Raw genomic sequence first — 24,649 nt, 5'->3', positions numbered from 1 at the left:
GTTGGGAGAATTCAGTTCATCTATTTAGGAAGGATAATCTCATAAGATTTACCTCTCTTTACATTTAAGTTTTTATCTCTTAGCCAAGGGTTGTACAATTTCAATTCTTTATAGCTGCTTCCTTCGTTTTTAGCCCAACTAGCTAGGTTTTTAATATCTGAAGATACCGAAACGGTCTTCATTTCAGGGGTTTGATAAAAATCAGATGCTCGAAGATGGAAGCCAAATTCACCTGGATTTTCAAAAACCACTTTAAAGGCTAGAATCCTGAACATATACCTGCTGGTTTCATCATTCAAATACAGGTCATAGTAGTTTTGTTGAAGCTGCTCGGTTTGTCTTCTTGCAAAGCCCGTCTGTCCCATGTTATAACTTGCAGCCACCGCAGTCCAGTCACCGAATTTTTGATGGGCCTTTTTAAGGTATTTGCTTGCTGCCACCGTGGCTTTTTGAAGATGGTATCGTTCATCTACATCTTTGGAAATTTCTAAGCCATATTCTTTCCCAGTGGAAGAAAGAAATTGCCAAAAGCCTTTGGCTCCTGCAGGTGAAGCTACATTCATCAATCCCGATTCAGCCATGGCTAAATATTTGAAATCGTCTGGCACCCCATTTTCTTTTAAGATCTCTTCAATTTCCGGCAAGAATTTGGAAGATCGTTTCATCAAAAGGATCATGTTTGACTGCCAATAAGCATTCACATATATTTCTCTTTCCAATCTTTCTTTTACATCCGGAATATTCAGGGGGACTTCTTCCCCCGCAAAAGAAAGTTTTGAAGGGATATCAAACAACATCAAAGAATCCCTGGAGGGGCGGGGCATGGACTGAAGTACTCCCTCACTTGCGACAGGGTTTAAGAATGATGTGGTTGAAGGGGAGGTTTTGATTACTGCATATATAGCGAGTCCAAGAGACAAGACTACTAACGCATAAATTGGAATTAGTTTTTTTGGGACATTAGAAATTAGGACTAAGAAGGTATTTGCTGTAGAAATCATCAATTACTTTAACAGCTTCTGTAGCATCTTCTACTATGCTGAAAAGCTCTAAATCTTCTTCATTGATGTAATTATTTTCCAAAATTGTGTTTTTGATCCAATCCAACAATCCTGTCCAATACTTCTTTCCTACTAAAACAATAGGAAATCTTCCGATTTTATTGGTTTGTATTAAGGTTAATGCCTCAAAGAATTCGTCCATGGTACCGAACCCTCCAGGAAGTACCACAAACCCTTGAGAATATTTTACAAACATTACTTTTCTGACAAAGAAGTAATCAAAAGTTAAAAGTTTATCTCGGTCTATGTAGATGTTATTAAATTGTTCGAAAGGAAGCTCAATATTTAATCCTACAGATTTTCCTCCTTCAGAATGGGCTCCTCTATTACCAGCCTCCATGATTCCTGGGCCACCCCCAGTGATTACTCCATATCCATGTCGGACAAGTTTGGCGGCAATTTCTTCGGCCATTTTGTAGTGCTGGTGATCACGAGGAGTTCTCGCGGAACCAAACACAGAAACGCAGGGTCCAATTTTAGCCAGTTTTTCAAATCCCTCTACAAATTCTGACATCACTTTAAAAATTACCCAGGAATCAGAACTTTTGATTTCATTCCAATCCCGTTCTTTAAAAGCCTGTCGGATTCTATCTTCTTGGTTTTGTTCGTCCGTATTGCTCATAATTTAAATCGTTTATTAAAGAAAACGATCTCTAGTTAAAAATGGACAGTCCATGCCTAGTTATTCCTTACTTTATTTTGGTAAATCTCTGTAAATCAGCTCAAAAAATTAAGTTCTTCGATTTGAATTTCGTGTCATTCCTTTCTGTAGATTTGCGCACTATTTGAACATATCGTTGAATCTCGAAGAAAAGTCTCTGGCCGTATTGAAAGTTTTCAAAGAGTTAGAGGAGGAAGCAAAGCAATTTACTTCCGGGAGTGGCTTAAGTTGTCTTACAGGATGTGGCGCTTGCTGCGCCAATCCCCAAATTCCAGCTTCAGCATTGGAATTCCTACCCTTAGCATTTGATTTTTTTAATAAGGGCCTAGCAGAAACCATCCTAAGTCTTATTGAGTCTGGAGATGACCAAGGTAATTGCATCGTGTACCGAACCAATTCCATTTCAGGTAAAATGGGATATTGTACCAATTATGTAAATAGAGGGATGATCTGTAGGCTTTTTGCTGCATCTGCCAGGAAGAACAAATATGGTCAGAAGGATATTATTATATGCAAGACTTTAAAGGAACAAAAGCAAGAAGCATATTTGGCTGTTTCAAAGAAAATAAACGAGGAATTACCTATTCCAAGTGCTTCAAAATTTTACATGTATTTAGAGGAAATTGACGAATCTCTTTGCAAACAATTGCCAATAAACCAAGCCATAGCCTTTGCCCTAGAACTAGTGTTGAGGTTTAAATACTACCAACAAGAGGTCGACCTGACTACTTGATTTTTTTGCTCTTTCGATTTCGAGTATATTGTGACATAAATCGGAACCGAATTTTGCCTTTATGCTAAAGATTGGAGAAATCATACAGACCTTAAAAGGTATTGTAGAAACTAAAATAGACATCGTAAAACTAGAAATCCAGGAAGAATTCTTAGGGATTGTTTCCAGACTGGTCCTGCTCTTTTTTATGTGTGCAGTTTTCCTTTTGGTCTTGCTGTTTTTTAGTTTTTCATTAGCTTTTTCTTGAGCCAATATACCAATTCTCCTTACCTGGGATTTTTGTTGGTCGGATTGATGTATCTCGCTTTTCTGGGCTTTTTATACTATACTCGATACTCTAAAACTATCCAGAGAAATGTTCAGGACGGGTTGAAGGTTTTTATATTGAATGCTAGAAAAGTCAAAAGAAAAGAAGATGAACCAGGAGCTTGAAAAAAGGCTGAAGAGCTGGAGCAGACTTTGGCAAAGCAATTAGAGTTACTTAAAAAAGATTCTGAGGAATGGGTAAAAATTGGTGGCTTAGCTTTGGCGGGTGGACTGATTGCCTTTGCCATCCTAAAAACTAAAAACGGAAGAATAACCGAAATACGGAGAAGGCCTTAGCCTTATTGGAAAAAGAGGGATTGCTTACTGGAGAGTTAGAAGAAAAAATTAAAAGTAAAGCCAAGTCTGGCGGTTTTTGGCCTTCTTTAAGCCAGCGTTTATTAGTGTTGGGATTGGCTTATGCCAAGGAAAAGTATCTTCCAAATTTGTTTAGCGACCAGGCCTCAGAAGATGCTGAAAAGGGAGAAGAAGAAAGTCAGTAAGTTATTGAAGGAGATATGCCAGTTCAAGAGAAAAGGTCTGGCTTGGCTGATAGATCCGGATAAATGTCATGATGCAGAAATCTTAGCCAAGAATTTTGCTTGGGTGAAAGATTCTGACTTGGATTTGATATTTGTTGGAGGAAGTAGCAATGGCAAAAAGACTTTTCGACGGTGGTAGATGCTGTGAGGCAGATTGCTGGGCAAATCCCAGTTGTTATTTTTCCAGGGTCTCAATTACAAGTGTCTAAAAATGCAGATGGAATTTTGTTTCTTTCTCTGATTTCTGGAAGAAATCCCGACTATCTCATAGGCCAACAAATTGCTGCAGCTCCCAAGATTTCTAAGTTGGGAATAGAGGTTTTGCCTACAGCTTATCTTTTGGTAAATGACGGGGAAATCACCAGTGTTCATGCGGTGAGCCAAACATTGCCCATTCTTAACTCCCAATCCAATTTAGTGAAAGATACCGCATTGGCAGGTCATTTTTTAGGAATGAAGTATGTGTTCCTTGATGCAGGTAGTGGTGCAAAGTCAAGTATCTCCCCAAGTAATCAAATTGGTCAAGCAGGAGGTTCCTTGCCCTGTAATTGTAGGCGGGGGGATCGATACGTTGGAGACTAATAAAAAACTTATCAGGCTGGCGCAGATTTGGTCGTCATAGGAAACACCATAGAAAAAGACCCCAGCTTTTTGGCTGAGGTCTTAAATTATAAATCTTTATATAATCTATCCTTAAACATTAATTAAGGATTCTCTTCTTCTCATTTTTCCAGCAGGCACACCATACATCATTTTAAATCTTCTACAGAAATAAGCGGTGTCTTTATACCCTACTTCTTTTCCGATATCTCGAATTGATTTCTTAGTGGTTCTAAGCAATTCCACTGCTGCTTCCATTCGCTGGTATTCAATGTAGTCTTGAGGATTGATTCCTGTCAACATTTTGAAATACTGACCCACATAATCTTCAGAAACATTCGCTACTTTGGCTAGGATTTTATTAGATAGGTCTCCTCCCAAATTGGTTTTGATGTAATTGAATAGATCAATTAATCGAGGGTCCTTGAAATAGGTAGAGTTGGTAGAAAGCTCTTCCAAGAACAATCTGTTTTTAAGGATATGTCTGAGCAATTCAATTACGAGGATTTCGGTAAGAGATTTTAATGCTCTTTCTCTTCCCACATGAGTTTGCTCCATTTCCTTCATTAAATCCTCAATAATGGTTGCCAAGCGATCATTAAAGCGGATAATAAAAGGCGGGATGTCCAGCGAGTTGAAGAAATTGACAACATCAAAAACCTTTGACTCAAAGCTGACCATAGAGATACAGTCGTCTTCCGTATTTTTGATCTCCCTAAAGCTTAAACTTTGAAGGTGTTTTTTCTTCGATTCAGTAAACTGATCTAGATTAATTTCACTTTTTTTAGCGCTTCCGCCGATGGTAAGCACGGTCTTTTGACCTCCAGGTAAAAACAAAACCTCCCCTTCATTGACCAATTCTTGGTCTTCCCCAAATTTCAGGGTGCCATGGTGTAGTAAAACAAGGGTATTGTCAGGTTCTTCGTAATTTACAATTGTCGCAGGCTTTTCCACGCGATAATTATTACCTCTTAAGAAGCGGACATTTATTGACTCAATTACTTTGTTGTAATATTCCATTATTTTTTAGTAGAAAAACAGAATCACAAAAATATGATTTTTCTTACTTAATAACGTAAAAATTTGATAAAAGGTATATAAAAATAAAAGGAGGGTATAATTTTATGTTATTATACCCTCTGATAACTAGAAAAAACTGGATTATCTCAATATCCCTCTGGATATTACAATTTTTTGAATTTCGGAAGTGCCCTCATAAATCTGGGTGATTTTTGCATCCCTCATCAATCGTTCTACATGGTACTCTTTGACGTAACCATAGCCTCCATGAACTTGAATGGCTTCTACTGTCACATCCATCGCCACTTGGGAAGCATATAATTTTGCTATCGCTGAAGCTTGCGAGTAGTCTTCTCCTTGGTCTTTGGTCCAAGCTGCCTTGTATACTAGGAGTCTTGCCGCTTCAATTTGGGTAGCCATATCTGCCAGTTTAAACTGGATTGCTTGATGTTGACTGATTGGCTTCCCAAAAGCTTTCCGTTCTTTTGAATAGGCCAAGGCCAATTCATAAGCTCCGGCAGCAATCCCCAATGCTTGAGCAGCAATTCCGATTCTACCTCCGTTTAAGGTTTCCATTGCAAACGTAAATCCAAACCCTTCTTCCCCAATTCTATTTTCTACAGGAACTTTAACATCGGTAAACATTAAGCTATGTGTATCGGATCCACGAATGCCCAATTTATCTTCTTTTTTACCAACCACAAACCCTTCCCAGTTTTTTTAACTATAAATACAGAAATACCTTTATGCCCTAATTCTGGATGGGTTTGAGCAATAACTAGGTAAATGCTTGCTGAAGAACCGTTGGTGATCCTTTTTTGTCCCGTTGAGTACGTAGTGATCTCCATTTAAAACAGCTTCAGTTCTTTGAGAAGTGGCGTCTGATCCTGCCTCTGGTTCGGAAAGACAAAAAGCGCCTAAGACCTCTCCAGCTGCTAAAGGTTTAAGGTATTTTTCTTTTTGTTCCTCGGTTCCATATTTTTCGAGACCCCAACAGACCAAAGAATTGTTGACGGACATAGCTACAGAGGCAGAAGCATCTACTTTGGATAATTCCTCCATCGCAATGACATAGGAAAGCGTGTCCATTCCCCCTCCATGGTATTTGGGGTCTACCATCATTCCCAAAAATCCCAATTCGCCCATCTTTTTGACCTGTTCTTTTGGAAAAATAGCATGGGTATCTCTTTCAATGACTCCAGGTAAAAGCTCAGTTTGGGTAAATTCTTTTGCTGCCTCTCTAACTGCTAAATGTTCTTCTGTTAATTGAAAATCCATATTCAATAATTGGGTTTATGATCTTATTTAGGAAGATATAGCAAAAAAAGAAGAGGGGCAAAAGCTTGTCCCTCTTCGAAATTCTTATTTGATCTGGATCAATCCCTATTCCCAAAAAACACCATAATGTAGTATGCAAGTGTGGTAATGGAGGCTAAAGCAGCTACAACGTAAGTCATTGCAGCCCATTTTAAAGCATCTTTGGACATTTCATATTCCGATGGAGTTACAATGTTTCTGTTTTTTACCCAAGCAAGTGCTCGATTACTAGCATCAAACTCAACAGGTAGGGTAACAATAGTAAATAGCGTAATCACAGAATAAGAGCCTACTACAATATATCCAATGAATGGGACGGGTAACCCTAAGGCAAAACCTCCAAATAAAGAGGCAATCAAAACGATATTCAGAATCTTACTAGCGCTATTTTGAATAGGGACCAGAGTGGATCGCAAATTGAGCCAAGCGTAAGATGTGGCATGCTGTACCGCGTGACCACATTCATGGGAGGCAACTGCAGCAGCTGCAGCATTTCTACCATAATATACATCTGGGCTAAGATTGACAGTTTTATTTGCAGGGTTATAATGGTCAGTTAATTGACCCTCTACGCAAACAACTTGTACATCGTGGATATTATTGTCTGCAAGCATCAGTTTAGCAATATCAGCTCCAGATAGATTTGCTTCCAAGCTGATTTGGGAGTACTTTTTGAATTTGCTTTTTAATCGATTGCTGACCGCAAAGCCGGCAATTGCAAAGACAATTACAATTAGGATAATCATAGTTTATTAATTTGCTATTGATAACGATTTATGCTTGTTCGGGTTGTTTCCAAGTTGGTAATTTCATCATAGAAAGCCAACTAATAATTCCCATAACCAAAACAAGAATTAACTGGGTACCATGGATGATGGCTGCGAAAATTTTACCATCTACCTCGGTTACTCCAAGTTGGATCAAAATAAAGGCCACAAGTGCATGGAAGGTTCCAATACCGCCTTGAACGGGTGCTACCATGCCAATACTTCCCATAACCATGACTAAAAGAACTTCCCCAGAGGACAAATTGGCAGTACTTTCAATTCCGAGAGACACTGTATACATCGTAAGAAAATAAATCACCCAGAGTACAATAGAGCTTATCCAAAACCCAAGTGGATTTTCAAGTTGGTTGATTCTTTTAATTCCACCGCCCATTTCCCGAAAGAAATGTTGGATTTTATTGATCAGTCCATGGTCTCGGAACCTATTCAAAATAAACCGAACTACTAGGATTAGGATTAGGATACCGCCAATGACAATTGGAAGGTTAGATTTTAAACTTGCAAATAGATCATCTAAGTTGACCAATTGTCCTGCAAGTTCAAGAAACATGGAGTTTTGTAAAATGAATGCCAATAGGATGGTACCAACCAAGCATAGTAGGTCTACACTTCTTTCGAGAATGACTGTTCCCAGTAAGTGGCCCATTGAAATACCATTTGTTCGATTAAGCACACCGCATTTGGCCACTTCACCAGCTCTAGGTATTAAAAGATTGACTAAGTAACCAACCATGGTCGCATGATAGGCACGAGCGGGAGTAACTTTCTCTCCTTGTTCAGGATGAATCAGCAAGGTCCATCTCCAGCCTCTTAGAAAGTACCCAAAAAATGAAACAAAAATGGAAGTTCCTATCCAAAACCAATTACTGGATTGAAGTTGTTCTATTAAACTTTCAATCGCGATGTCTTTGTATAGAAACCAAAAAATCCAGACAGCTATTCCCAAAGAAATTGCGATCTGGATCCATTGTTTAAGTTTTTGATTGATCATCAAATAATTTTATTGCTATCGTCAGGGAATACTAACACGGGTTTGTGTTGTTTAGCTTCCTCTAGTTCCATTCCTGCATAAGAAATGATAATTACTACATCTCCTACTTGTGCTTTTCTTGCAGCGGGTCCATTAAGACAAACTTGACCGCTTCCTCTTTCTCCTGTAATTACGTAAGTTTCTAATCGTTCGCCATTATTCACATTGACAATTTGGACTTTTTCGTTTTCTATCAGATTTGCAGCATCCATCAAATCCTCATCGATGGTGATCGATCCTACATAATTGAGTTCCGCTTGAGTAATTTTAACTCGGTGAATCTTGGACTTTAATACCTGAATTTGCATTGTTTGAAATTTGCCGCAAAATTAAGGATTAATTAATAGGTTGTCTATTAATCTGACATTTCCTACAAACGAGGCCACGCAAATGGAGGACTTTTCATGTGGATCAAATTCACTGAAAACCTTAAATGTTTCAGGGTGAACCAGTTCAAAGTATTCTAATTGCGTCAGTGGCTCTTCCTTAAATAATTGCTGAACGTTGTTCCGAACCTCCAACCAACTTTTGCCGGTCAATAGTTCATTTTTTGCTTGATTTAAACTTTTTATTAGAAGGAGTGCCTTTTCTCTTTCAGTAGAAGTTAATCTCATGTTCCTTGATGAAAGTGCCAATCCATCTTTTTCCCTTTTGGTAGGGACCACCTGAATTTCCAATGGAAAAGAAAGGTCTAGTACCATTCTTTTGATGATAGCAACTTGTTGGAGGTCCTTTTGCCCAAAAAATGCAATGGTGGGCCGTATGATATTAAACAGTTTGGAAACGATAATTCCTACTCCACTAAAATGTCCCGGTCTAAATTCTCCTTCCAAAACGTTTTCTAAGTTTCCAAAATTGAAACTTAATACCGGTGATTCTGGATAAATGGTTTCCTTGGAGGGTAAAAAAACATAATCGACTTCTTCCTTCCTTAACAAAGACAAATCCTGATCAGTCAGGACAGGGTATTTCTCAAAATCCTCCGCATTATTAAATTGAATTGGATTGACGAAGATGGAAACAACAGTGATGTCGCAGGTTTTTTAGATGCTTTGATCAAGTCTAAATGGCCATCGTGAAGAGCTCCCATTGTTGGGACAAATCCTATTGATTTATGCGTTTGGAGGGTCTGAATCCAGTTATTATGCCATTCGGCCCCATTATTGAATACCTGCAAGGGAATAGGGTGTTTGATAGGTAAATAGCCGCAAAAGTAGATTAATATTTAGAAAAACAATGCGTTTTGGGCTTTTTTATTATCTTTGTGTCGTTGTTTATCACCTAATAACGCTAAAATCCAAAGAGCATGTCTAAACTACGTATTCTCTACGTTGCCAGTGAAATCAACCCTTTTCTCGAAACTTCCGAAGTAGCCAATTTCCTAAGATCGCTTCCTCAAGCTATGCAAGAGCGCGGTATGGAAATTCGTATTTTGGTTCCAAGATTCGGTTTGATCAATGAAAGAAAAAACAGACTACATGAAGTAGTCCGACTCTCAGGAATCAACATCGCAGTCGGAGAAGAGGAAAAACCATTAGTAATTAAAGTGGCGTCTATTCCAAACGCCAAACTTCAGGTTTACTTCATCGATAACGAAGACTACTTCCAAAGGAAGAGTGTATTCCACGATAAGCAGCAGAAGTTTTACGAAGATAATGATGAAAGAGCCATTTTCTTCTGTAAAGGAGTAATTGAAACTGTTAAAAAATTGGGTTGGGCACCTGATATTGTGCATTGTAATGACTGGATGACCAGCTTGATTCCAATGTATTTGAAGACCACCTATAAAAATGAGCCTCTATTTAAGGAGACGAAATCTGTTTTTGCTATTTATAACAACGGATTTTCTCATACCTTTGGCGATGATTTGTTAAACAAGGTTAAGATGGTAGACATAGATGATACTATTTTAGCACCTTTGAAAAGCAAAGACTTCGAAGGCTTTATCAGCATGGGTATGCAATATGCAGACATGGTGGTGAAAGGCGGCGAAGTGTCAGATAAATTGAACCAACTAATAGAGGATTTCTCAAAAGACAAGAAGTTTGAAATCAGCATCGAAGCAGAAGAACAAGCTCATGAAGAGCTCTACGGCATCTACACAAGTCTCGCCGGTTAAATTGGCCTTTTTGGCCCTCTTGTCCATTATTCTAACAAATTCTTGTAGCGACCCTGCCTCTGTAGGTATCGAACTTGGCCCCGGAAACGATCAGATTGGTGTGTTTTTCGAGGAGTTCGAATTCCCTGCAGAGGTAGTGTTGTTGGATTCGTTTAATACTACCAACAAAGGAAACTTGATCGTTGGGGTGGAAGAGGACGACTATTTCGGGAGAACAGAGGGCACAGGTTATACCCGTATGTATATCAGTACCGCAGCAGAGCGACCAGAATCTGAAGCATTTTTAGATTCTATGTTGTTTGAGGTAGACGTAATAAGTGTGAATGGTTCAAATCTTGATGAGCCAAAGCTCCTTTCTATCCACCGCTTGACGGAGCCAATACTCGATACAGTTTATTATAATTTTGATAAACTTGCCTACGAAGAAAGTCCAATCGCGTCTGGAGAATTTGTATTTGGAGAAGTGAAGGATACTGTGGTGTCCATGCCTGTCAATGAGGAATTCCAGGAAGAGTTATTTGGTAAAATGAAAAGAGGATTAGAGTTTGAAGATATTTTCAAATTCAGAGAATTCTTACCTGGAATGGCCTTTAAAGGAAGAGAGGGAGATAATACCTCTTTTGGGATCGATTTAAATGAAAAAACGAGGATAATCACCTATTATCATTATGCTGGGGATACGGTTTCTACTTCTTATGAGATCAATACTACTTCTTCAAGGTACTTCAATAATGTGGATAGCGACAGAAGTAATACTCCGACCAGTGTGGTTACCGAACCGGGCAAAAATTATTCTACAGGATCCACAGTAGGGTTAAAATCAGGTCTTGGGATGATGATTAGATTGGATACCAGTCCTTTAGATTCCTTTTTGGATACAATATCCGGTGTAACATTTAATCAAGTGTTGTTGACATTTGGGGAGATAGAGGAATTTCCAGAAGGTCAAACTCCACCGTCTTCTCTTGCTATGTATTACACGGACGCAAATAATAATTTCTTGCAGAGTAAGAACACAGTTTATCTAACTGTGCAAGCAGATGGGCAATCTCAAGTTTATACAAATGAAGATGGAGATGTCGTTCCCAATGTTACTGCTCCTGCATCTGTAAGATTTGATTCTGAAACAAATACCTATTCTGAATTAATTACCTCGCATGTAAATGCTGTTTTCAGAGGCCAATTAACAAGAAGAGATTGGTTGATCTATGGAGGTTACATTAGTAGTCCTGTAGGCATCAATAATGACCCATTCCGAGAGTCTTTAAGACAATTCAAAGTGGGAAGTGATAAAGTAAAAGTTCAAGTTATCTATTCCAAGATTAGGTAACTCCAGATTTTAATAAATAATATTGGCCGACTTCTTTCTTTTTAAGAAGTCGGCTATTTTTTGGCATGAATACTGTTTATTTGTGCAAGTTCAATTATTACTCAAGAATTTTTAAATATGTGTGGAATTGTTGCATATGTAGGCCAGCAAGAAGCTTTGCCTATTATCATCAAAGGACTTCGTCGATTGGAATACAGAGGATATGATAGTGCTGGAGTCGCACTTTTAGATGATCAAGGATTAGGAATTTACAAGAAGAAGGGGAAAGTTTCTGAATTGGAAAAACACCTCCAAGGCAATGGAAACCTCCGTTCCAAAATAGGGATTGGGCATACCCGTTGGGCTACTCATGGAGAACCCAATGATGTGAATGCTCACCCTCATTATTCATCTTCAGAACATTTGGCGATTATTCATAATGGGATTATCGAGAATTATGAAGTCCTCAAAAAGGATTTGGAGAAAAAGGATATCAATTCCAAAGTGAAACGGATACCGAGGTTTTCATCAAGTTTATTGAAGATATCTATGCCAATAATGACTGTAGCTTGGAAGAAGCCCTACGGCTGGCCCTTCATAAGGTAGTTGGGGCATATGCTATTGTATTAATCAATAAAGATGAACCCGATACCTTAATCGCCGCAAGAAAAGGTTCTCCTTTGGTAATCGGAGTAGGTGAAGATGAATACTTCTTGGCTTCTGATGCTACTCCAATTATTGAATACACCAACAAGGTCGTGTATTTGGATGACTATGAAATCGCCGTAATTCGAGATAACAGGCTTCAAATCAAAACGATTGAAAATGTGGAGACCAATCCCTATATCAACCAATTGGAATTGGAGTTGGAAGCCATCGAAAAAGGTGGTTATGAGCATTTTATGCTAAAAGAAATTTATGAGCAACCTAAATCTATTGCAGATTGCTTGAGAGGTAGATTGGATGCAAAATCTGGGAGATTAGTCCTAGGTGGCTTAAGGGACTATATGAATAAGTTCCAAAATGCCGAACGGATCATTATTACTGCCTGCGGTACCTCTTGGCATGCTGGTTTGGTAGCCGAATATCTGTTTGAGGAGTTTGCCCGTGTACCTGTGGAAGTAGAATATGCTTCGGAATTCAGGTATAGAAATCCTGTGATCAGCGAAAAAGATTTTGTGATTGCAATTTCCCAATCTGGAGAAACTGCTGATACTTTGGCAGCAATCGAATTGGCAAAATCCAAAGGAGCGACCATTTTTGGGGTGTGTAATGTGGTAGGATCCTCTATTCCTAGGGCTACACATGCAGGTTCCTATACCCACGCGGGCCCTGAAATAGGAGTGGCTTCCACGAAAGCATTTACAGCCCAAATATCTGTATTGGCAATGATGGCTTTGAAGTTGGGTTACCAAAGAGGCACTTTACCAGAAAGCAGGTATATTCAATTATTGCATGAATTGGCATCAGTTCCATCAAAAGTGGAGGCGGCATTGAAATCAAATGACGTAATCCAATACATTGCCTCAGAATATAAAGATGTAAGAAATGCACTGTATTTGGGAAGAGGCTACAATTTCCCAGTTGCATTGGAAGGTGCACTGAAACTCAAAGAAATTTCTTATATCCATGCGGAAGGGTATCCAGCTGCAGAGATGAAGCATGGTCCGATCGCATTGATCGATGAAGAAATGCCTGTGATTTTTATTGCCACCCAGGATAGCTCCTATGAAAAAGTGGTGAGCAATATTCAAGAAGTAAAGGCAAGAAAAGGAAAAGTGATTGCAGTGGTGACCGAAGGAGATACCACCGTTAAAAATATGGCAGACCATGTGATTGAAATCCCAGCTATTCATGAGGCTTTTGTCCCATTGGTAGCCGTGGTACCATTACAGTTGCTATCTTATCATATCGCAGTTATGCGAGGTTGTAACGTAGATCAGCCGAGGAATTTGGCCAAATCAGTTACAGTAGAATAAAATCTGAGGTCGTCTTTTAGGACGGCCTTTTTTTAATCTTGTCTAGTTAAGGAACACTTCAAAATTCCATAGGATTCTTACGTTTTACTTTTTTGGGATTTTCAAGCATCGAATAAAAATCCCTACTTTTGCAATGCGAAAGAATAACTATGCTAGATAAATTACAAGCCCTAAAAGATCGATTTGAAGAAGTTGGCCAGCTCATTGTATTGCCGGAAAGTATGGCAGATATGAGTAAATATGCCAAGCTGACTAAGGAATACAAAGACTTGGAAAAAATTGTCGAGGTCTATGATGAATACAAGTTGGTCCTTCAAAATATCACCAGTTCAAAGGAAATCCTGGATAAAGAAAAAGATCCTGATTTCCGGGAAATGGCCAAGGCTGAGATTGAAGAGTTGAAAGATAGAAAGGAAGTGTTGGAAGCAGACTTGAAGCAGTTATTAATTCCAAAAGATCCTAATGATTCCAAAGATTGTATCCTCGAAATTCGTGGTGGAACTGGAGGAGATGAAGCGGCCATCTTTGCGGGGGATTTGTTTAGAATGTATGAACGCTTCTGCGAAATGCAAGGATGGAAATTAACAGTGCTCGATTTGACCTTTGGTTCAGCAGGAGGATATAAAGAAATCATTGCTACAGTTTCTGGGGCAGATGTCTACGGAATGCTTAAATATGAATCAGGAGTACACCGGGTTCAGCGAGTGCCTGCCACAGAATCACAAGGTAGAGTGCATACTTCTGCGGCTTCTGTTGCTGTACTTCCCGAAATGGATGAGGTGGAAGTACACTTGGATATGAATGATGTTAGAAAAGATACTTTTGTTCTTCGGGTCCAGGAGGTCAATCGGTGAATACCACTTATTCGGCAGTTCGATTGACTCACGCTCCCACTGGCTTGGTGGTAACCTGCCAGGATGAAAAGTCTCAGATCAAAAACTTTGAAAAAGCCCTGAAGGTATTGAGGTCCAGAATCTATGAGATTGAACTTGCCAAACATAATGAGGCGGTAGGTGCCCAAAGAAGATCCATGGTAGGGAGTGGGGATAGATCCGATAAAATCAGGACCTATAATTATTCGCAATCTAGGGTGACGGATCATAGAATTAATAAGACCGTTTATAATCTTCCGGATGTAATGGATGGGCACATTGAGGATTTTATCTCAGCATTGAGAATGGCGGAAAACCTCGAAAAAATGCAATCAACCGGGCTAGAAGATTAGCATTTCAGATTAAAGAGAATTTTTGGCAATTTTATTGTTTTTGAGATAAGCATAGTATCTTAAAGGATTAATCAAACGACTTTTATGAACATCGCAGGAGAAAGAGGAATTAACTTAGTTACATGGAATGAATCTCATTTCCATCAACTCTATCCTCTTGCCAATAATCCGAAAATTGCGATGAATTTGAGGGATAGCTTTCCGCAACCCTATACAATTCACGATGCTAGGCATTGGATAGAACATAATCAAAAGTTTAATCCACCACAAAATTTTGCCATTGAGTTTGAGGGTAGGTTGGCTGGAGCTATCGGTGCGGAACGAGGAAAGGATGAACTCAGAACCAACATGGAATTAGGTTTCTGGGTAGGGGAACCTTTTGGGGCAAGGGAATAGCCAATGAGGCGGTGAAGTTGTATACTAAATACATTTTTGAAAAATTTGACATTCAGCGATTGTATGCCCAAATCTATGATTTCAATGGGCAATCAATGAACGTATTGGAAAAAGCAGGATATATACCTGAAGCAATCCTAAAGAAAGGATTCATTAAAAATGGAGTAGTTGGAGATTTGTTCCAATATGTCATTGTAAGAGGAGAGCAAAATAGTTAACCCTCTAAATTCATTTACCTCACAATAATCTTCTTCACTACAGTTTTGGAATGATTTCGTAGTCGAATCAATGCCAATCCTCTAGGCAAGTCAGTAAAATAGATTTCCCTTTGACCTTCTTGGATTTCCGAATGAACAAGTTCTTGTCCTAGCGTATTCAAAACGGATACCTCTTGGTATACGGATAAATTATCTGAGGTAATTGTTAAACTTCCCTGACTAGGATTAGGGTAAAAACTAAGTGATGGATCTGAATTGGGCTCAAGCCCAGTAATAATATTCACCGTAACTTCAAGAGCTCTTGCTTCTCCCTCATTGCAATTATTTTGAGGAGTGACTGTCAACATAAAATCTCCTTCCAATTGCCAATCGACTATGATGGAAGAACTGCCTTGTCCCGATAGAATGATGCCTCCATTTCCCGATATTTCCCAACGATAATCTACTCCTTCCTGTAGTTCAATGGTATAAGAGGCTTCTCCAAATCCCACTAATTGTTCTCCTATTATAATGCTAGGCTGTTCTGGCGGTGCACCTACAATAATCGTTCTTGTAATTGGAGCTGTACTACCACAACTATTTTCTAAAACCACTGAAAGTGTTTGTGTACCCACGTTTTGCCAAAGAACTTCTATTTCAGAACTATTTTGTCCAGAAAGGATTTCTCCTCCTATTGCTGTCCAAGTGTAGGTAACCCCTTGTTCTAAAGGTAAAGAATAGATTTCTGCTTGATTCGTACAAACTGTACCAAGGCCTTCTATTTCTAAGTCTATGATAGGAGAGGTCAATACTTCCACCTCTAAGGCAGAGGTTTCGCCATTACCACAGAAATTTTGTCGACTTACAAAAAGCCCTTGTCTACCAGTCTTGCTCCATTTTACTTCCACTTGGGAAGTTCCTTGTCCTGAAATAATTTCACCTCCATCCACTCTCCAAACTATTTGTGATCCAGAAATGGCTTGATCATCCACTTGGTAGGTGGAGTTACCCAAGCATACACTTGTCTCTCCCGTAATTTCACTTATTCCAGGTGGAGTGCTACAAGTATAGTTTAATATGGTGCCATCATCACCCGCAGCAAAAGCAACTAAAGAGGTCCCCATGCTGACTGAATTCAAATTTCTGCTTGTCCCAGTCTCTATTTGGAGCCAGGTCTCTCCTCCATCTTTGGTTTGTAGCGTCAATCCATTGTCTCCTGCTATGATCCCAATGTTTTCATCCCAAAAATCTACAGAGTTTAGGTTTTCTGTGATATCAGAGGGAATGATTCTCCAAGTTTTGGCCATATCCTCTGATTTTAGAATAATACCGCCATCACCAACAATTACGGCGGTACTTGAATCCACTTTGGCTAAGGCGTTTAAATGTTCCTTACTGAGTTTTGGAAGATTTTCCCATGTATTTCCACCATTGGTCCAACTGATCTGCCCATTCTCTCCCATGGCAAAGCCGACCTGAAAATCAAAGTAGGTAACGTCTTTCAGATTTTCGTTTGTATTAGTTACAATTTCAGAATCCCATGTTCCACCTGAATTAAATGATCTGGCGATATACCCATTCGTTCCTGTAACATACAATACCGAAGGCGCAAACAAATAGAATCCAGTGATATCCTCTGGGGTATTTGCTGGTACAGGTACCCAAGAAGACCCTGAATTACTGGTTCTAAATATTTTTCCAGTATTACTAGAAACATATCCAAATCCATTATTCCAGAAAGAAATGGAAAGAATATCTGTAGCATCCGGTAGGGATCTATTAATAATAGACGTAGCCCCATTCGTAGTTAGGTATACCGTTCCTTGTGTTCCAGCGATGTACCCAACCCGCTCAGATTTGAAGTCAATAGAGCTAAAATCATTTCGGTAACCCGCTAATTTGGTACTATAATTACTTCCTGCATTCCCTGAGCTGATCACATAGCCATTTTCTCCTACGGCCAACAGAACATTTGATTCAGGAATGAATTCCAACGCATTCAGGTTTCTTAAATTTCCAGAACCTAGGTTTGCTTTTGAAAAAGTAGCCCCAGCATTGATGGATTTGATAGCGGTAGCTTCGGAACCAATGATCACAATAATGTTAGGGTTAAGAGGGCTGAATCCTATATCCTTTAATTCATTGCTTACACCTGAGTTTAGTAGGTTCCAGCTACTCCCTCCATCCTCTGTTTTAATAATGGTTCCTTCGGAGCCTACTGCATATCCAGTTGTTTCATTAGAAAAAGTGATGGCATTCAATTGTGTGTTAATCGAGGTGGTCAGTTTTTCGAAAGAGGCACCTCCATTTATGGTTTTGAGGATAATCCCCACATCCCCGGTGATGAAACCTAAGTTTTCATCAATAAAATAAAGGTCATTTAGGTTGGCAGAAACTCCAGAATCAATTTGCTGCCAAGAATTACCCAAGTCTTCACTTCTATAAATGATGCCGGATTCCCCGATAATCAGAAGTGTATTTTCATTGATAAAAGAAACCCCATTTAGGTCCAAGGAGGAAGGGCCTGCTAAAGAATTCCAAATCAAACCTCCATCCGTGGTTATTAATAGTTCTCCAATATCTCCAACTGCAATTCCAATTTGCTCATCCCAGAAATCCAGATCATTAATTCTTGTGGTTGTGGGAATCAATTGTTCTTCCCAAGTCAGCCCGCCATCTATGGTCTTGATCAATAAGTTTTCTCCACCTGCATAGCCTACCAAATTATCAATCCAGGTAATGTCTTCTAAATCTAATCCCCAGCTTTGCATCCTTTTCCAGCTTTGCCCAAAAAGTGAGTTTCCGATAAATAGGCAAACTATAAGTAAGTAAAAAGCTTTACGCATAAGTGGGATGCATTGATAAAACAAAAATACGCGAATTCCTTACTTGACAAAGTTGCCTGTACGGTATTTACTACAGCTTTAATTGGAATAGATGATCCAATGACCAAGATTTTCAATTTTATTTCCTCGAATATCCTAAGTGTATATGAAGCCGAACCTTCCAGATTATTTGTAATTTTATATGCTCTTATTTAATCAAAGTACAATGAAAAACACGTGTCTACTTCTCGCTCTCTTTTTAGTGTTGATATCCTGCGGGCCCCGTGAACGAGTTTCGAAGGAAGTATTTGATGAGGTAAATAAGACTATGGAAGTAAAGCGGCTAAGTGATGCAGAAATCCTTCAAGAAGCCATGGTTTTGGGGGATTCATTGACCTCAGAAGCCCAGAAGAACTTGATTTCCAGCCTTCAAAGAGCGATAGAGGAAGGAGGATTTGAACATGCCATTTCCTTTTGTAAGGAAAATGCTTCTACCATTACAGGCAGTAAGCTTCCAACTGAAGAAATCCAGTTGAAAAGAGTAGCGATTAAAAATAGAAACCCCCAGAATGAGCCAGATGCTGATGAGGCCTTGATTATAGATGCCTATGCCTACAATGCGGAGAATGGAATTGATAATACACCCAATATTCAAAAAATTGAGAATGGGGAAGTTTTTTTATATACCAAGGCAATCATTTTTCCGGGTGGTATTTGTTCCAATTGCCATGGTGACCCTGATTCAGAAATCCCCAGTGAAGTTTTTAAATCAATAAAAGAACAATATCCAGATGATCAAGCGACCGGGTTTAAGCCAGGAGATTTAAGGGGAATGTGGTCATTAAAGATTCCCAAAAAAGAAGTGGTAAAAAGGTTGTAAAGCCTAATTTTTATAAAAACTCCATTGATTAAAGAGAGTTTTTCTCCTGCATTGTTGAATAATCAAAAAATATTAATTTTTGTTAATAAAAAATTAATAATGAATTCATTTCATTGAATAATCAAAAATCACGCTTCTTAAAATCTGTTAAAATAATCTAACGATTCTTTTAAAAGTACAAAAGAAAGAGCGTTTTTGGGCTATGCAATCGATTGAATAAGATAAAATACAGTCAGTTTTCAAAAGTATTCAGTGAGATTTTGCCTAGATTTATAGGCAATATTGTTAGTTAATATTTTAATGCAACCCAAACCAATAACCGTGTATGAAAAACTCTACTCGTTTTAAGCTTTTTGGCTTAACATTTTTAATGTTTCTGGGCCTAATGGGCTCAGTTTTGGCGCAGACCCGGGAGGTGTCTGGTGTCGTAATTTCAGGGGAGGATAATTTGCCGCTCCCTGGGGTTTCCGTTTTAGTGAAAGGTACTACCACTGGTACTGTAACTGATATAGACGGAAAATTTAGTGTAAACATAGATGGTAATGACGCCACATTGGTACTATCATTTATTGGATTTACTACTCTTGAAGTTCCTGTAGGAAGTCGTTCAACTCTAGACCTTACCTTATTACCTGACACCCAATCTTTGGAAGAAGTGGTAGTTGTAGGTTATGGTGAGCAGAAGAAAGAAACGATTACAGGTTCGGTAGCTACCGTAAAAGGTAAAGACTTGGTGAAGTCTCCAGCTGTAAACTTATCCAACTCTCTTGCTGGTCGTATGGCAGGTGTAGTTGCGGTAAACAGATCTGGTGAGCCTGGCTACGATGGATCCGGAATCCGTATTAGAGGTAGTAATACATTAGGAAACAACGAAGCATTGGTTGTAATTGATGGTATCCCTGCTAGAGCGGGTGGTCTTCAGCGATTGAATCCAAATGACATTGAGAACATCTCTGTATTGAAGGATGCTTCTGCTGCCATTTATGGTTCAAGAGCTGCAAACGGAGTAATCTTGGTAACTACCAAAAGAGGGTCCACTGGTGCACCAGAATTGACTTTCCAAGCAAACCAAGGTTGGGCTCAACCAACAGTAGTGCCTGATTTGGCGAATGCTGCACAATATGCCGAGATGTTGAATGACTTGGATATTTATGCGCTTCCTACTTCAGAATGGGCTGCTGCTAATGAAGCTTACAAGCAGACTGGGGAATACACTAGACCAAATGGTCAGGTACGTTCTGCTCCTTATACTCCTTCCGAATTGGAATTGTATAGAAATGGTTCTGATCCTTGGTTCTATCCAAATACTGACTGGTATGATGCGACCTTGAAAAATTGGTCTCCTCAAAGCAGATATAACCTTCAATTGGTTGGTGGTAGTGAAAATGTGAAGTATTTGACTTCTTTGGGTTATCAAAACCAAGATGCTTATTACAAAGATGCAGCTACAGGTTACAAGCAGTATGATTTCAGAATCAACCTAGATGCGAATGTTAATAAGTATGTGAAAGTGGGATTAGGGATTTTGGCAAGAGAGGAATATAGATTCTTCCCAACAAGAGGTGCTGGCGCTATCTTCCGTATGCAAATGAGAGGTAAGCCAAATCAACCTGCTTATTGGCCAAATGGATTACCAGGACCAGATATCGAAAATGGTGAAAACCCAGTGGTAATTACTACCAATGCAACAGGGTATGACCGTGATAAAAGAGATTACATCCAAACTACAGGTAATTTGGAAATTAAAATTCCTGGAGTGGAAGGTTTGAAATTCACTGGTACAGCAGCAATCGATAAATATATCAGATATACTAAAAGATGGGAGATTCCATGGACTTTGTATCAATTAGGAAATGGATTTGAAGATGACGGAGTTACTCCTGTTTTAGTACCAAGTAAAAGAGGTCCTGCTGAGCCAAGATTGAGAGAAGCAAACGAGAATCAATTGAATATCTTATTAGGTGGTGTACTAAGCTACGATAAGACATTTGGTGAAGACCATACCATTAACGTGGTAGCTGGTGTAAACAGAGAGACAGTTGAAGGAAATAACTTCAATGCTTTTAGAAGATTCTTTATCTCTACAGCTATTGACCAGATGTTTGCTGGTGGAGACTTGCAAAAAGACAACGGTGGTGGAGCATTTGAACGTGCTCGTTTAAACTACTTTGGTAGAGTTGCTTATAACTACAAAGAGAAATACCTAGCGGAATTCTTATGGAGAAATGATGGATCTTACATCTTCCCAGAAGAAACTAGATTTGGTTTCTTCCCTGGCATCATGTTGGGTTGGGTAGTTTCTGAAGAAAATTTCTGGAAAAACTCTTTGGGTGGAACATTCGATTTCTTCAAAATCAGAGGATCTTGGGGACAATTGGGTAATGACCAGATCGCGGAATATCAGTTCCTATCCACTTACGGATTTAGCTCTTACATCATCGGTGGAGCTGAGACCAAGACCTTGTTTGAAACAAGAGTTCCTAATACTTCTGTAACATGGGAAGTTGCAAACAACTCAAACTTAGGTTTTGAAGGTCAGTTCTTACAAGGTAAAGTGTTTTTCGAATTTGACTTGTTCTACAACAAGAGAACCAATATCCTTTGGCAAAGAAATGCTTCTGTTCCTCAAAGTACAGGACTTTCCCTACCGGCTGAAAACATCGGTGAAGTGGAAAACAAAGGATTTGACCTAAACTTAGGCTATAGAGGTGGTAAAGGAGAATTCCAATACTCTATTAGTGCAAACGGTGGATATGCGAAAAACAAGATCTTGTTCTGGGATGAGTCTCCAGGTGCTCCAGAATGGCAGCAATCGACTGGAAGCCCAATGAACACTTTCTTGGTATACCAATATGATGGTGTATTCCCAGATCAGCAGTCAATTGATGCAGAGTCTTTGGATTATACTGCAATCACTAATAACCTTCGTCCTGGTGATATGAGATATAAGGATTACAATGGGGATGGTAAAATCACTCCAGATGACCGTGTAAGAATGGATCAAAATAATATCCCAACATTCCAAGGAGGTGTGAATATTTCTGCCAACTGGAAGGGATTTGATTTAGCAATTCTATTCCAAGGTGCACTAGGTGCTAGACAATATGTAAGTGCTGGAGAATCTGGAAACATTGGTAACTACTTATTAGATATCTATGAAAACAGATGGACTATTGATAATCCAAGCAGCACTCATCCAAGAATTGCTAACAGATCTGATCAATATTATTCCAATGGTAATACATACTGGTTCAGAAAAACTGATTATCTAAGATTGAAAAACTTGGAGATTGGATACAACTTGCCAGCAACTCTAACTGAAAAAGTTGGAATCAGAAATGCTAGAATTTATGTGAACGGTTTGAACTTAATCACTTGGGATAAGTTAAAAGTGTACGATCCTGAATCAAGCAACGCTACAGGACAATATTACCCACAAGCAAGGGTGATTAACACAGGTATTTCTGTTTCATTCTAAACAACCCGAAATAATGAAAAGAAACATAAAACACATATTCGTACTCGTTGCAGCCCTTTTTACAATTGCAAGCTGTAACAATGATTTCTTGAATACTGATCCGTTAGGGGAAGTATCCCAAGCAGCTGTTTGGACTGACCCTGCATTAGCGGAGGCTTTCGTTACAGGTATTTATCAAGGATTTGGAAATGGCGGTTTCGACGAGCAAATGCTTGCTTCTCTTACAGATGAAGCCATCTTCACCCACCCAGGTAGAGGTATTACTACTATCACAGAAGCTAGAACTAACTCAGCTGATGACGGATGGGTAAACAATACCATTTTCTGGGGTAACATGTATAGCTACATCAGAAGAGCAAATATTGCAATCGAGGAGCTTTCTGAACCTCAATTTGCAAATGACGGAGGTATTGTAGACAGATTGTTGGGAGAAGCTAAGTTCATGAGAGCTTACTACTATCAACAATTGGCTAGATATTATGGCGGTGTTCCTATTGTGGATAGACCATATGGATTAGGTGAAGAAACCTATGAAGCCCCTCGTAATACTTGGGAAGAAACTATCAATTTCATCGTGTCTGACCTAAATGATGCTGCCTCTTTATTGGCTGGAAAGTCAATGGCTGCAGGTAGAGCTTCTGAATTAGCTGCTCTTGCATTAAAATCTAGAGTATTGTTGTATGCAGCTAGTGACCTACATGATGGACCAACTGCATCTGCAAAATCTTCTCTTTTGGCAGGTTATTCTGATCTAGATTTATTGGCTTATCCAAGTGGAGATAGAACTCAAAGATGGCAACAAGCACAAGCTGCTGCAAAAGCGGTGTTGGATAAAGCTTCTGGTAATTTATACGGTCTTTCTGAGCCTGTATCCCATGAAGAAGGTATTCAGAACTATATCAATAATTCACTTTCCAGAAATGGAGGAGAGAATGAATTGATCATGGCGAGATACTTCATCAATGCAAAGCAGGAAAACGGAGGACGTCAAGGCTTATTCAATGGACCAAATGGATATAATAACTGGGCAGGAAATAGCCCTGTACAATTATTGGTAGACGATTATGAAATGATGGATGGTACTAAATTTGACTGGAACAATCCAGAGCATGCTGCTAATCCATATGAAAATCGTGATGCACGTTTCTATGCGTCAATTTTGTATGATGGTGCTCAGTGGAAACCAAGATCTTCAGCTAATCAAGCGAGAGATCCACTAGGTCAAATCCAAACAGGTACTTATGAAATAACTGATGAGTCTGGTAATAAAGTAACCCACTTCGGTTTGGATACTAGAAACAGCCCAATTGAGGACTGGAATGGTAGCTACACAGGTTATTATGTTAGAAAATTCATCGATCCAGATCCAGCAATTGTAGATCAAAACACTTGGCAGGAAGTTCCATGGCCAATCTTAAGATATACTGAAGCTGTATTGAATTACGTAGAAGCATCCTTGGAATTAGGTCAGGAAGATGAAGCAAGAGCTTGGTTGAACCAGATCAGATTTAGAGTAGGTCAACCTGCTTTAACCTCTAGTGGTGAACAGTTAATGGAGGATTACAGAAATGAACGTAGAATCGAAATGGCTTATGAAGAACAAAGATATCATGATGCACGTCGTTGGATGATTGCAGAAGAGACTTTGGGAAGAAAAGCGAACACGATTAGTATTACAGGTACATTGAAACCTGGAGTGACTAACTCCTTGTATAGATATGATCCTGAAATCTATAACTACGTTTACAAGGTAGTTCCTATCGATCCAGGAAAAGAAAACAGAACCTGGTTAGATAAAATGTATTATATCCCGATTTTAAGGGATGAATTAAACAGAAACACACTTCTGGTACAGAATCCAGGATTCGAATAAGTTTAAAAAAATCCAAGCCACCTTTTTTAGGTGGCTTGGTTCTTTAATTTGGTTATGAAATCAAGCATAAAGACAATTATGCGTAATTGGATATCAACTATTTTTTGCAAGATTCTAACTTTATGCCGTCAGGCAAATATGGCCTCTGAAAGACAGCTATTAACTCATGAAAAAATTAGTTCCCTATCTTACCCTAATATCCCTTTCCATTTTTTTCTTGTTCCAATAATTCAGAAGTTGAGCAATTAGAAGAACCAACTGCACCTCCTCTTTTTAAACTAATAAATTCAACCGATTCAGGAATTAATTTTCA

Annotated in this window: 19 protein-coding genes and 5 pseudogenes; 15 read left to right on the top strand and 9 right to left on the bottom strand. The window is 39.0% G+C overall.

Annotated elements, in window-relative coordinates; genetic code table 11:
* Positions 1 to 20: 20 nt before the first annotated feature.
* Both V8V91_RS13850 and V8V91_RS13845 read right to left on the bottom strand, forming a co-directional pair.
* The gene (locus V8V91_RS13850; RefSeq protein ID WP_373395600.1) at positions 21 to 1,001 is read right to left on the bottom strand and encodes a lytic transglycosylase domain-containing protein; all 981 of its coding nucleotides are present in this window, start codon (positions 999 to 1,001) and stop codon (positions 21 to 23) included.
* Complete coding sequence (locus tag V8V91_RS13845) at positions 961 to 1,683, bottom strand: TIGR00730 family Rossman fold protein (protein WP_373395597.1); 723 nt, start codon at positions 1,681 to 1,683, stop codon at positions 961 to 963. The genes V8V91_RS13850 and V8V91_RS13845 overlap by 41 nt, the downstream gene beginning before the upstream one ends.
* A 175-nt stretch (positions 1,684 to 1,858) precedes the next feature.
* On the opposite strand from V8V91_RS13845, the gene V8V91_RS13840 reads away from it, so the two are divergent.
* From V8V91_RS13840 to V8V91_RS13810, 7 genes are all read left to right on the top strand, one after another.
* Complete coding sequence (locus tag V8V91_RS13840) at positions 1,859 to 2,455, top strand: YkgJ family cysteine cluster protein (RefSeq protein WP_373395595.1); 597 nt, start codon at positions 1,859 to 1,861, stop codon at positions 2,453 to 2,455.
* 61 nt (positions 2,456 to 2,516) lie between these two features.
* Positions 2,517 to 2,702, top strand: a complete 186-nt coding sequence (locus tag V8V91_RS13835) for a hypothetical protein (RefSeq protein WP_373395593.1) — start codon at positions 2,517 to 2,519, stop codon at positions 2,700 to 2,702.
* A complete protein-coding gene (locus V8V91_RS13830) occupies positions 2,699 to 2,887 on the top strand; it encodes a hypothetical protein (RefSeq protein WP_373395590.1) in 189 nt (62 codons plus the stop codon). The genes V8V91_RS13835 and V8V91_RS13830 overlap by 4 nt, the downstream gene beginning before the upstream one ends.
* A 27-nt stretch (positions 2,888 to 2,914) precedes the next feature.
* Positions 2,915 to 3,058: a hypothetical protein gene (locus V8V91_RS13825; protein WP_373395588.1), complete on the top strand. Its 144-nt coding sequence runs from the start codon at positions 2,915 to 2,917 to the stop codon at positions 3,056 to 3,058.
* A gap of 5 nt (positions 3,059 to 3,063) precedes the next feature.
* Positions 3,064 to 3,261, top strand: a complete 198-nt coding sequence (locus V8V91_RS13820) for a hypothetical protein (protein ID WP_373395586.1) — start codon at positions 3,064 to 3,066, stop codon at positions 3,259 to 3,261.
* 4 nt (positions 3,262 to 3,265) lie between these two features.
* Complete coding sequence (locus V8V91_RS13815; RefSeq protein ID WP_373395584.1) at positions 3,266 to 3,439, top strand: hypothetical protein; 174 nt, start codon at positions 3,266 to 3,268, stop codon at positions 3,437 to 3,439.
* On the top strand, positions 3,433 to 3,882 hold the full coding sequence (locus V8V91_RS13810) for a geranylgeranylglyceryl/heptaprenylglyceryl phosphate synthase (protein WP_373395583.1): 450 nt from the start codon (positions 3,433 to 3,435) through the stop codon (positions 3,880 to 3,882). Before V8V91_RS13815 ends, V8V91_RS13810 begins: the two co-directional genes overlap by 7 nt.
* 111 nt (positions 3,883 to 3,993) lie before the next feature.
* Here V8V91_RS13810 and V8V91_RS13805 read toward each other — a convergent pair whose 3' ends face one another.
* The 6 genes and pseudogenes from V8V91_RS13805 to panC form a co-directional block, all read right to left on the bottom strand.
* The gene (locus V8V91_RS13805; protein ID WP_074225619.1) at positions 3,994 to 4,920 is read right to left on the bottom strand and encodes a helix-turn-helix domain-containing protein; all 927 of its coding nucleotides are present in this window, start codon (positions 4,918 to 4,920) and stop codon (positions 3,994 to 3,996) included.
* 141 nt (positions 4,921 to 5,061) lie between these two features.
* A pseudogene (locus tag V8V91_RS13800) lies at positions 5,062 to 6,198 on the bottom strand (acyl-CoA dehydrogenase).
* Positions 6,199 to 6,296: 98 nt separating this feature from the next.
* The gene (locus tag V8V91_RS13795; protein ID WP_074225617.1) at positions 6,297 to 6,983 is read right to left on the bottom strand and encodes a zinc metallopeptidase; all 687 of its coding nucleotides are present in this window, start codon (positions 6,981 to 6,983) and stop codon (positions 6,297 to 6,299) included.
* Between the two features lie 28 nt (positions 6,984 to 7,011).
* Entirely contained in the window at positions 7,012 to 8,016 is a 1,005-nt protein-coding gene (locus V8V91_RS13790; protein WP_373395582.1) for a lysylphosphatidylglycerol synthase transmembrane domain-containing protein, read from the bottom strand.
* On the bottom strand, positions 8,016 to 8,363 hold the full coding sequence (panD, locus tag V8V91_RS13785; RefSeq protein WP_074225615.1) for an aspartate 1-decarboxylase: 348 nt from the start codon (positions 8,361 to 8,363) through the stop codon (positions 8,016 to 8,018). The genes V8V91_RS13790 and panD overlap by 1 nt, the downstream gene beginning before the upstream one ends.
* A gap of 21 nt (positions 8,364 to 8,384) precedes the next feature.
* Positions 8,385 to 9,145 (bottom strand): annotated as a pseudogene (panC, locus tag V8V91_RS13780) (pantoate--beta-alanine ligase).
* A gap of 216 nt (positions 9,146 to 9,361) precedes the next feature.
* Between panC and V8V91_RS13775 the strand changes: the two are divergent.
* The 5 genes and pseudogenes from V8V91_RS13775 (at position 9,362) to V8V91_RS13755 (ending at position 15,301) form a co-directional block, all read left to right on the top strand.
* Entirely contained in the window at positions 9,362 to 10,174 is an 813-nt protein-coding gene (locus tag V8V91_RS13775) for a glycogen/starch synthase (protein WP_074225613.1), read from the top strand.
* Positions 10,134 to 11,504 (top strand): DUF4270 family protein, encoded by a 1,371-nt coding sequence (locus V8V91_RS13770; protein ID WP_373395581.1) that lies wholly within the window; start codon positions 10,134 to 10,136, stop codon positions 11,502 to 11,504. Before V8V91_RS13775 ends, V8V91_RS13770 begins: the two co-directional genes overlap by 41 nt.
* A 117-nt stretch (positions 11,505 to 11,621) precedes the next feature.
* Positions 11,622 to 13,462: pseudogene (gene glmS / locus V8V91_RS13765) on the top strand (glutamine--fructose-6-phosphate transaminase (isomerizing)).
* 149 nt (positions 13,463 to 13,611) lie between these two features.
* Positions 13,612 to 14,687: pseudogene (gene prfA / locus V8V91_RS13760) on the top strand (peptide chain release factor 1).
* Positions 14,688 to 14,771: 84 nt separating this feature from the next.
* Positions 14,772 to 15,301 (top strand): annotated as a pseudogene (locus tag V8V91_RS13755) (GNAT family N-acetyltransferase).
* A 14-nt stretch (positions 15,302 to 15,315) separates the two neighbouring features.
* Here V8V91_RS13755 and V8V91_RS13750 read toward each other — a convergent pair.
* A complete protein-coding gene (locus tag V8V91_RS13750) occupies positions 15,316 to 18,126 on the bottom strand; it encodes a YCF48-related protein (RefSeq protein WP_373400591.1) in 2,811 nt (936 codons plus the stop codon).
* Between the two features lie 205 nt (positions 18,127 to 18,331).
* Here V8V91_RS13750 and V8V91_RS13745 point away from each other — a divergent pair, with 205 nt between their 5' ends.
* The 3 genes from V8V91_RS13745 to V8V91_RS13735 all read left to right on the top strand — a co-directional run bounded on the left by V8V91_RS13745 (position 18,332) and on the right by V8V91_RS13735 (position 24,336).
* Positions 18,332 to 18,985, top strand: coding sequence for a DUF3365 domain-containing protein (locus V8V91_RS13745; RefSeq protein ID WP_373400589.1), 654 nt, complete (start codon positions 18,332 to 18,334; stop codon positions 18,983 to 18,985).
* Positions 18,986 to 19,310: 325 nt separating this feature from the next.
* Positions 19,311 to 22,463, top strand: a complete 3,153-nt coding sequence (locus V8V91_RS13740; RefSeq protein ID WP_373400588.1) for a SusC/RagA family TonB-linked outer membrane protein — start codon at positions 19,311 to 19,313, stop codon at positions 22,461 to 22,463.
* Positions 22,464 to 22,476: 13 nt separating this feature from the next.
* Entirely contained in the window at positions 22,477 to 24,336 is a 1,860-nt protein-coding gene (locus V8V91_RS13735; RefSeq protein ID WP_373400587.1) for a RagB/SusD family nutrient uptake outer membrane protein, read from the top strand.
* Positions 24,337 to 24,649 lie beyond the last annotated feature (313 nt).

This window comes from Algoriphagus halophilus (assembly GCF_041729275.1).
Lineage (GTDB): Bacteria > Bacteroidota > Bacteroidia > Cytophagales > Cyclobacteriaceae > Algoriphagus > Algoriphagus halophilus_A.
The sequence above is the reverse complement of the archived record's forward strand: the minus strand, read 5'-3'. Positions and strand labels throughout refer to the sequence as shown.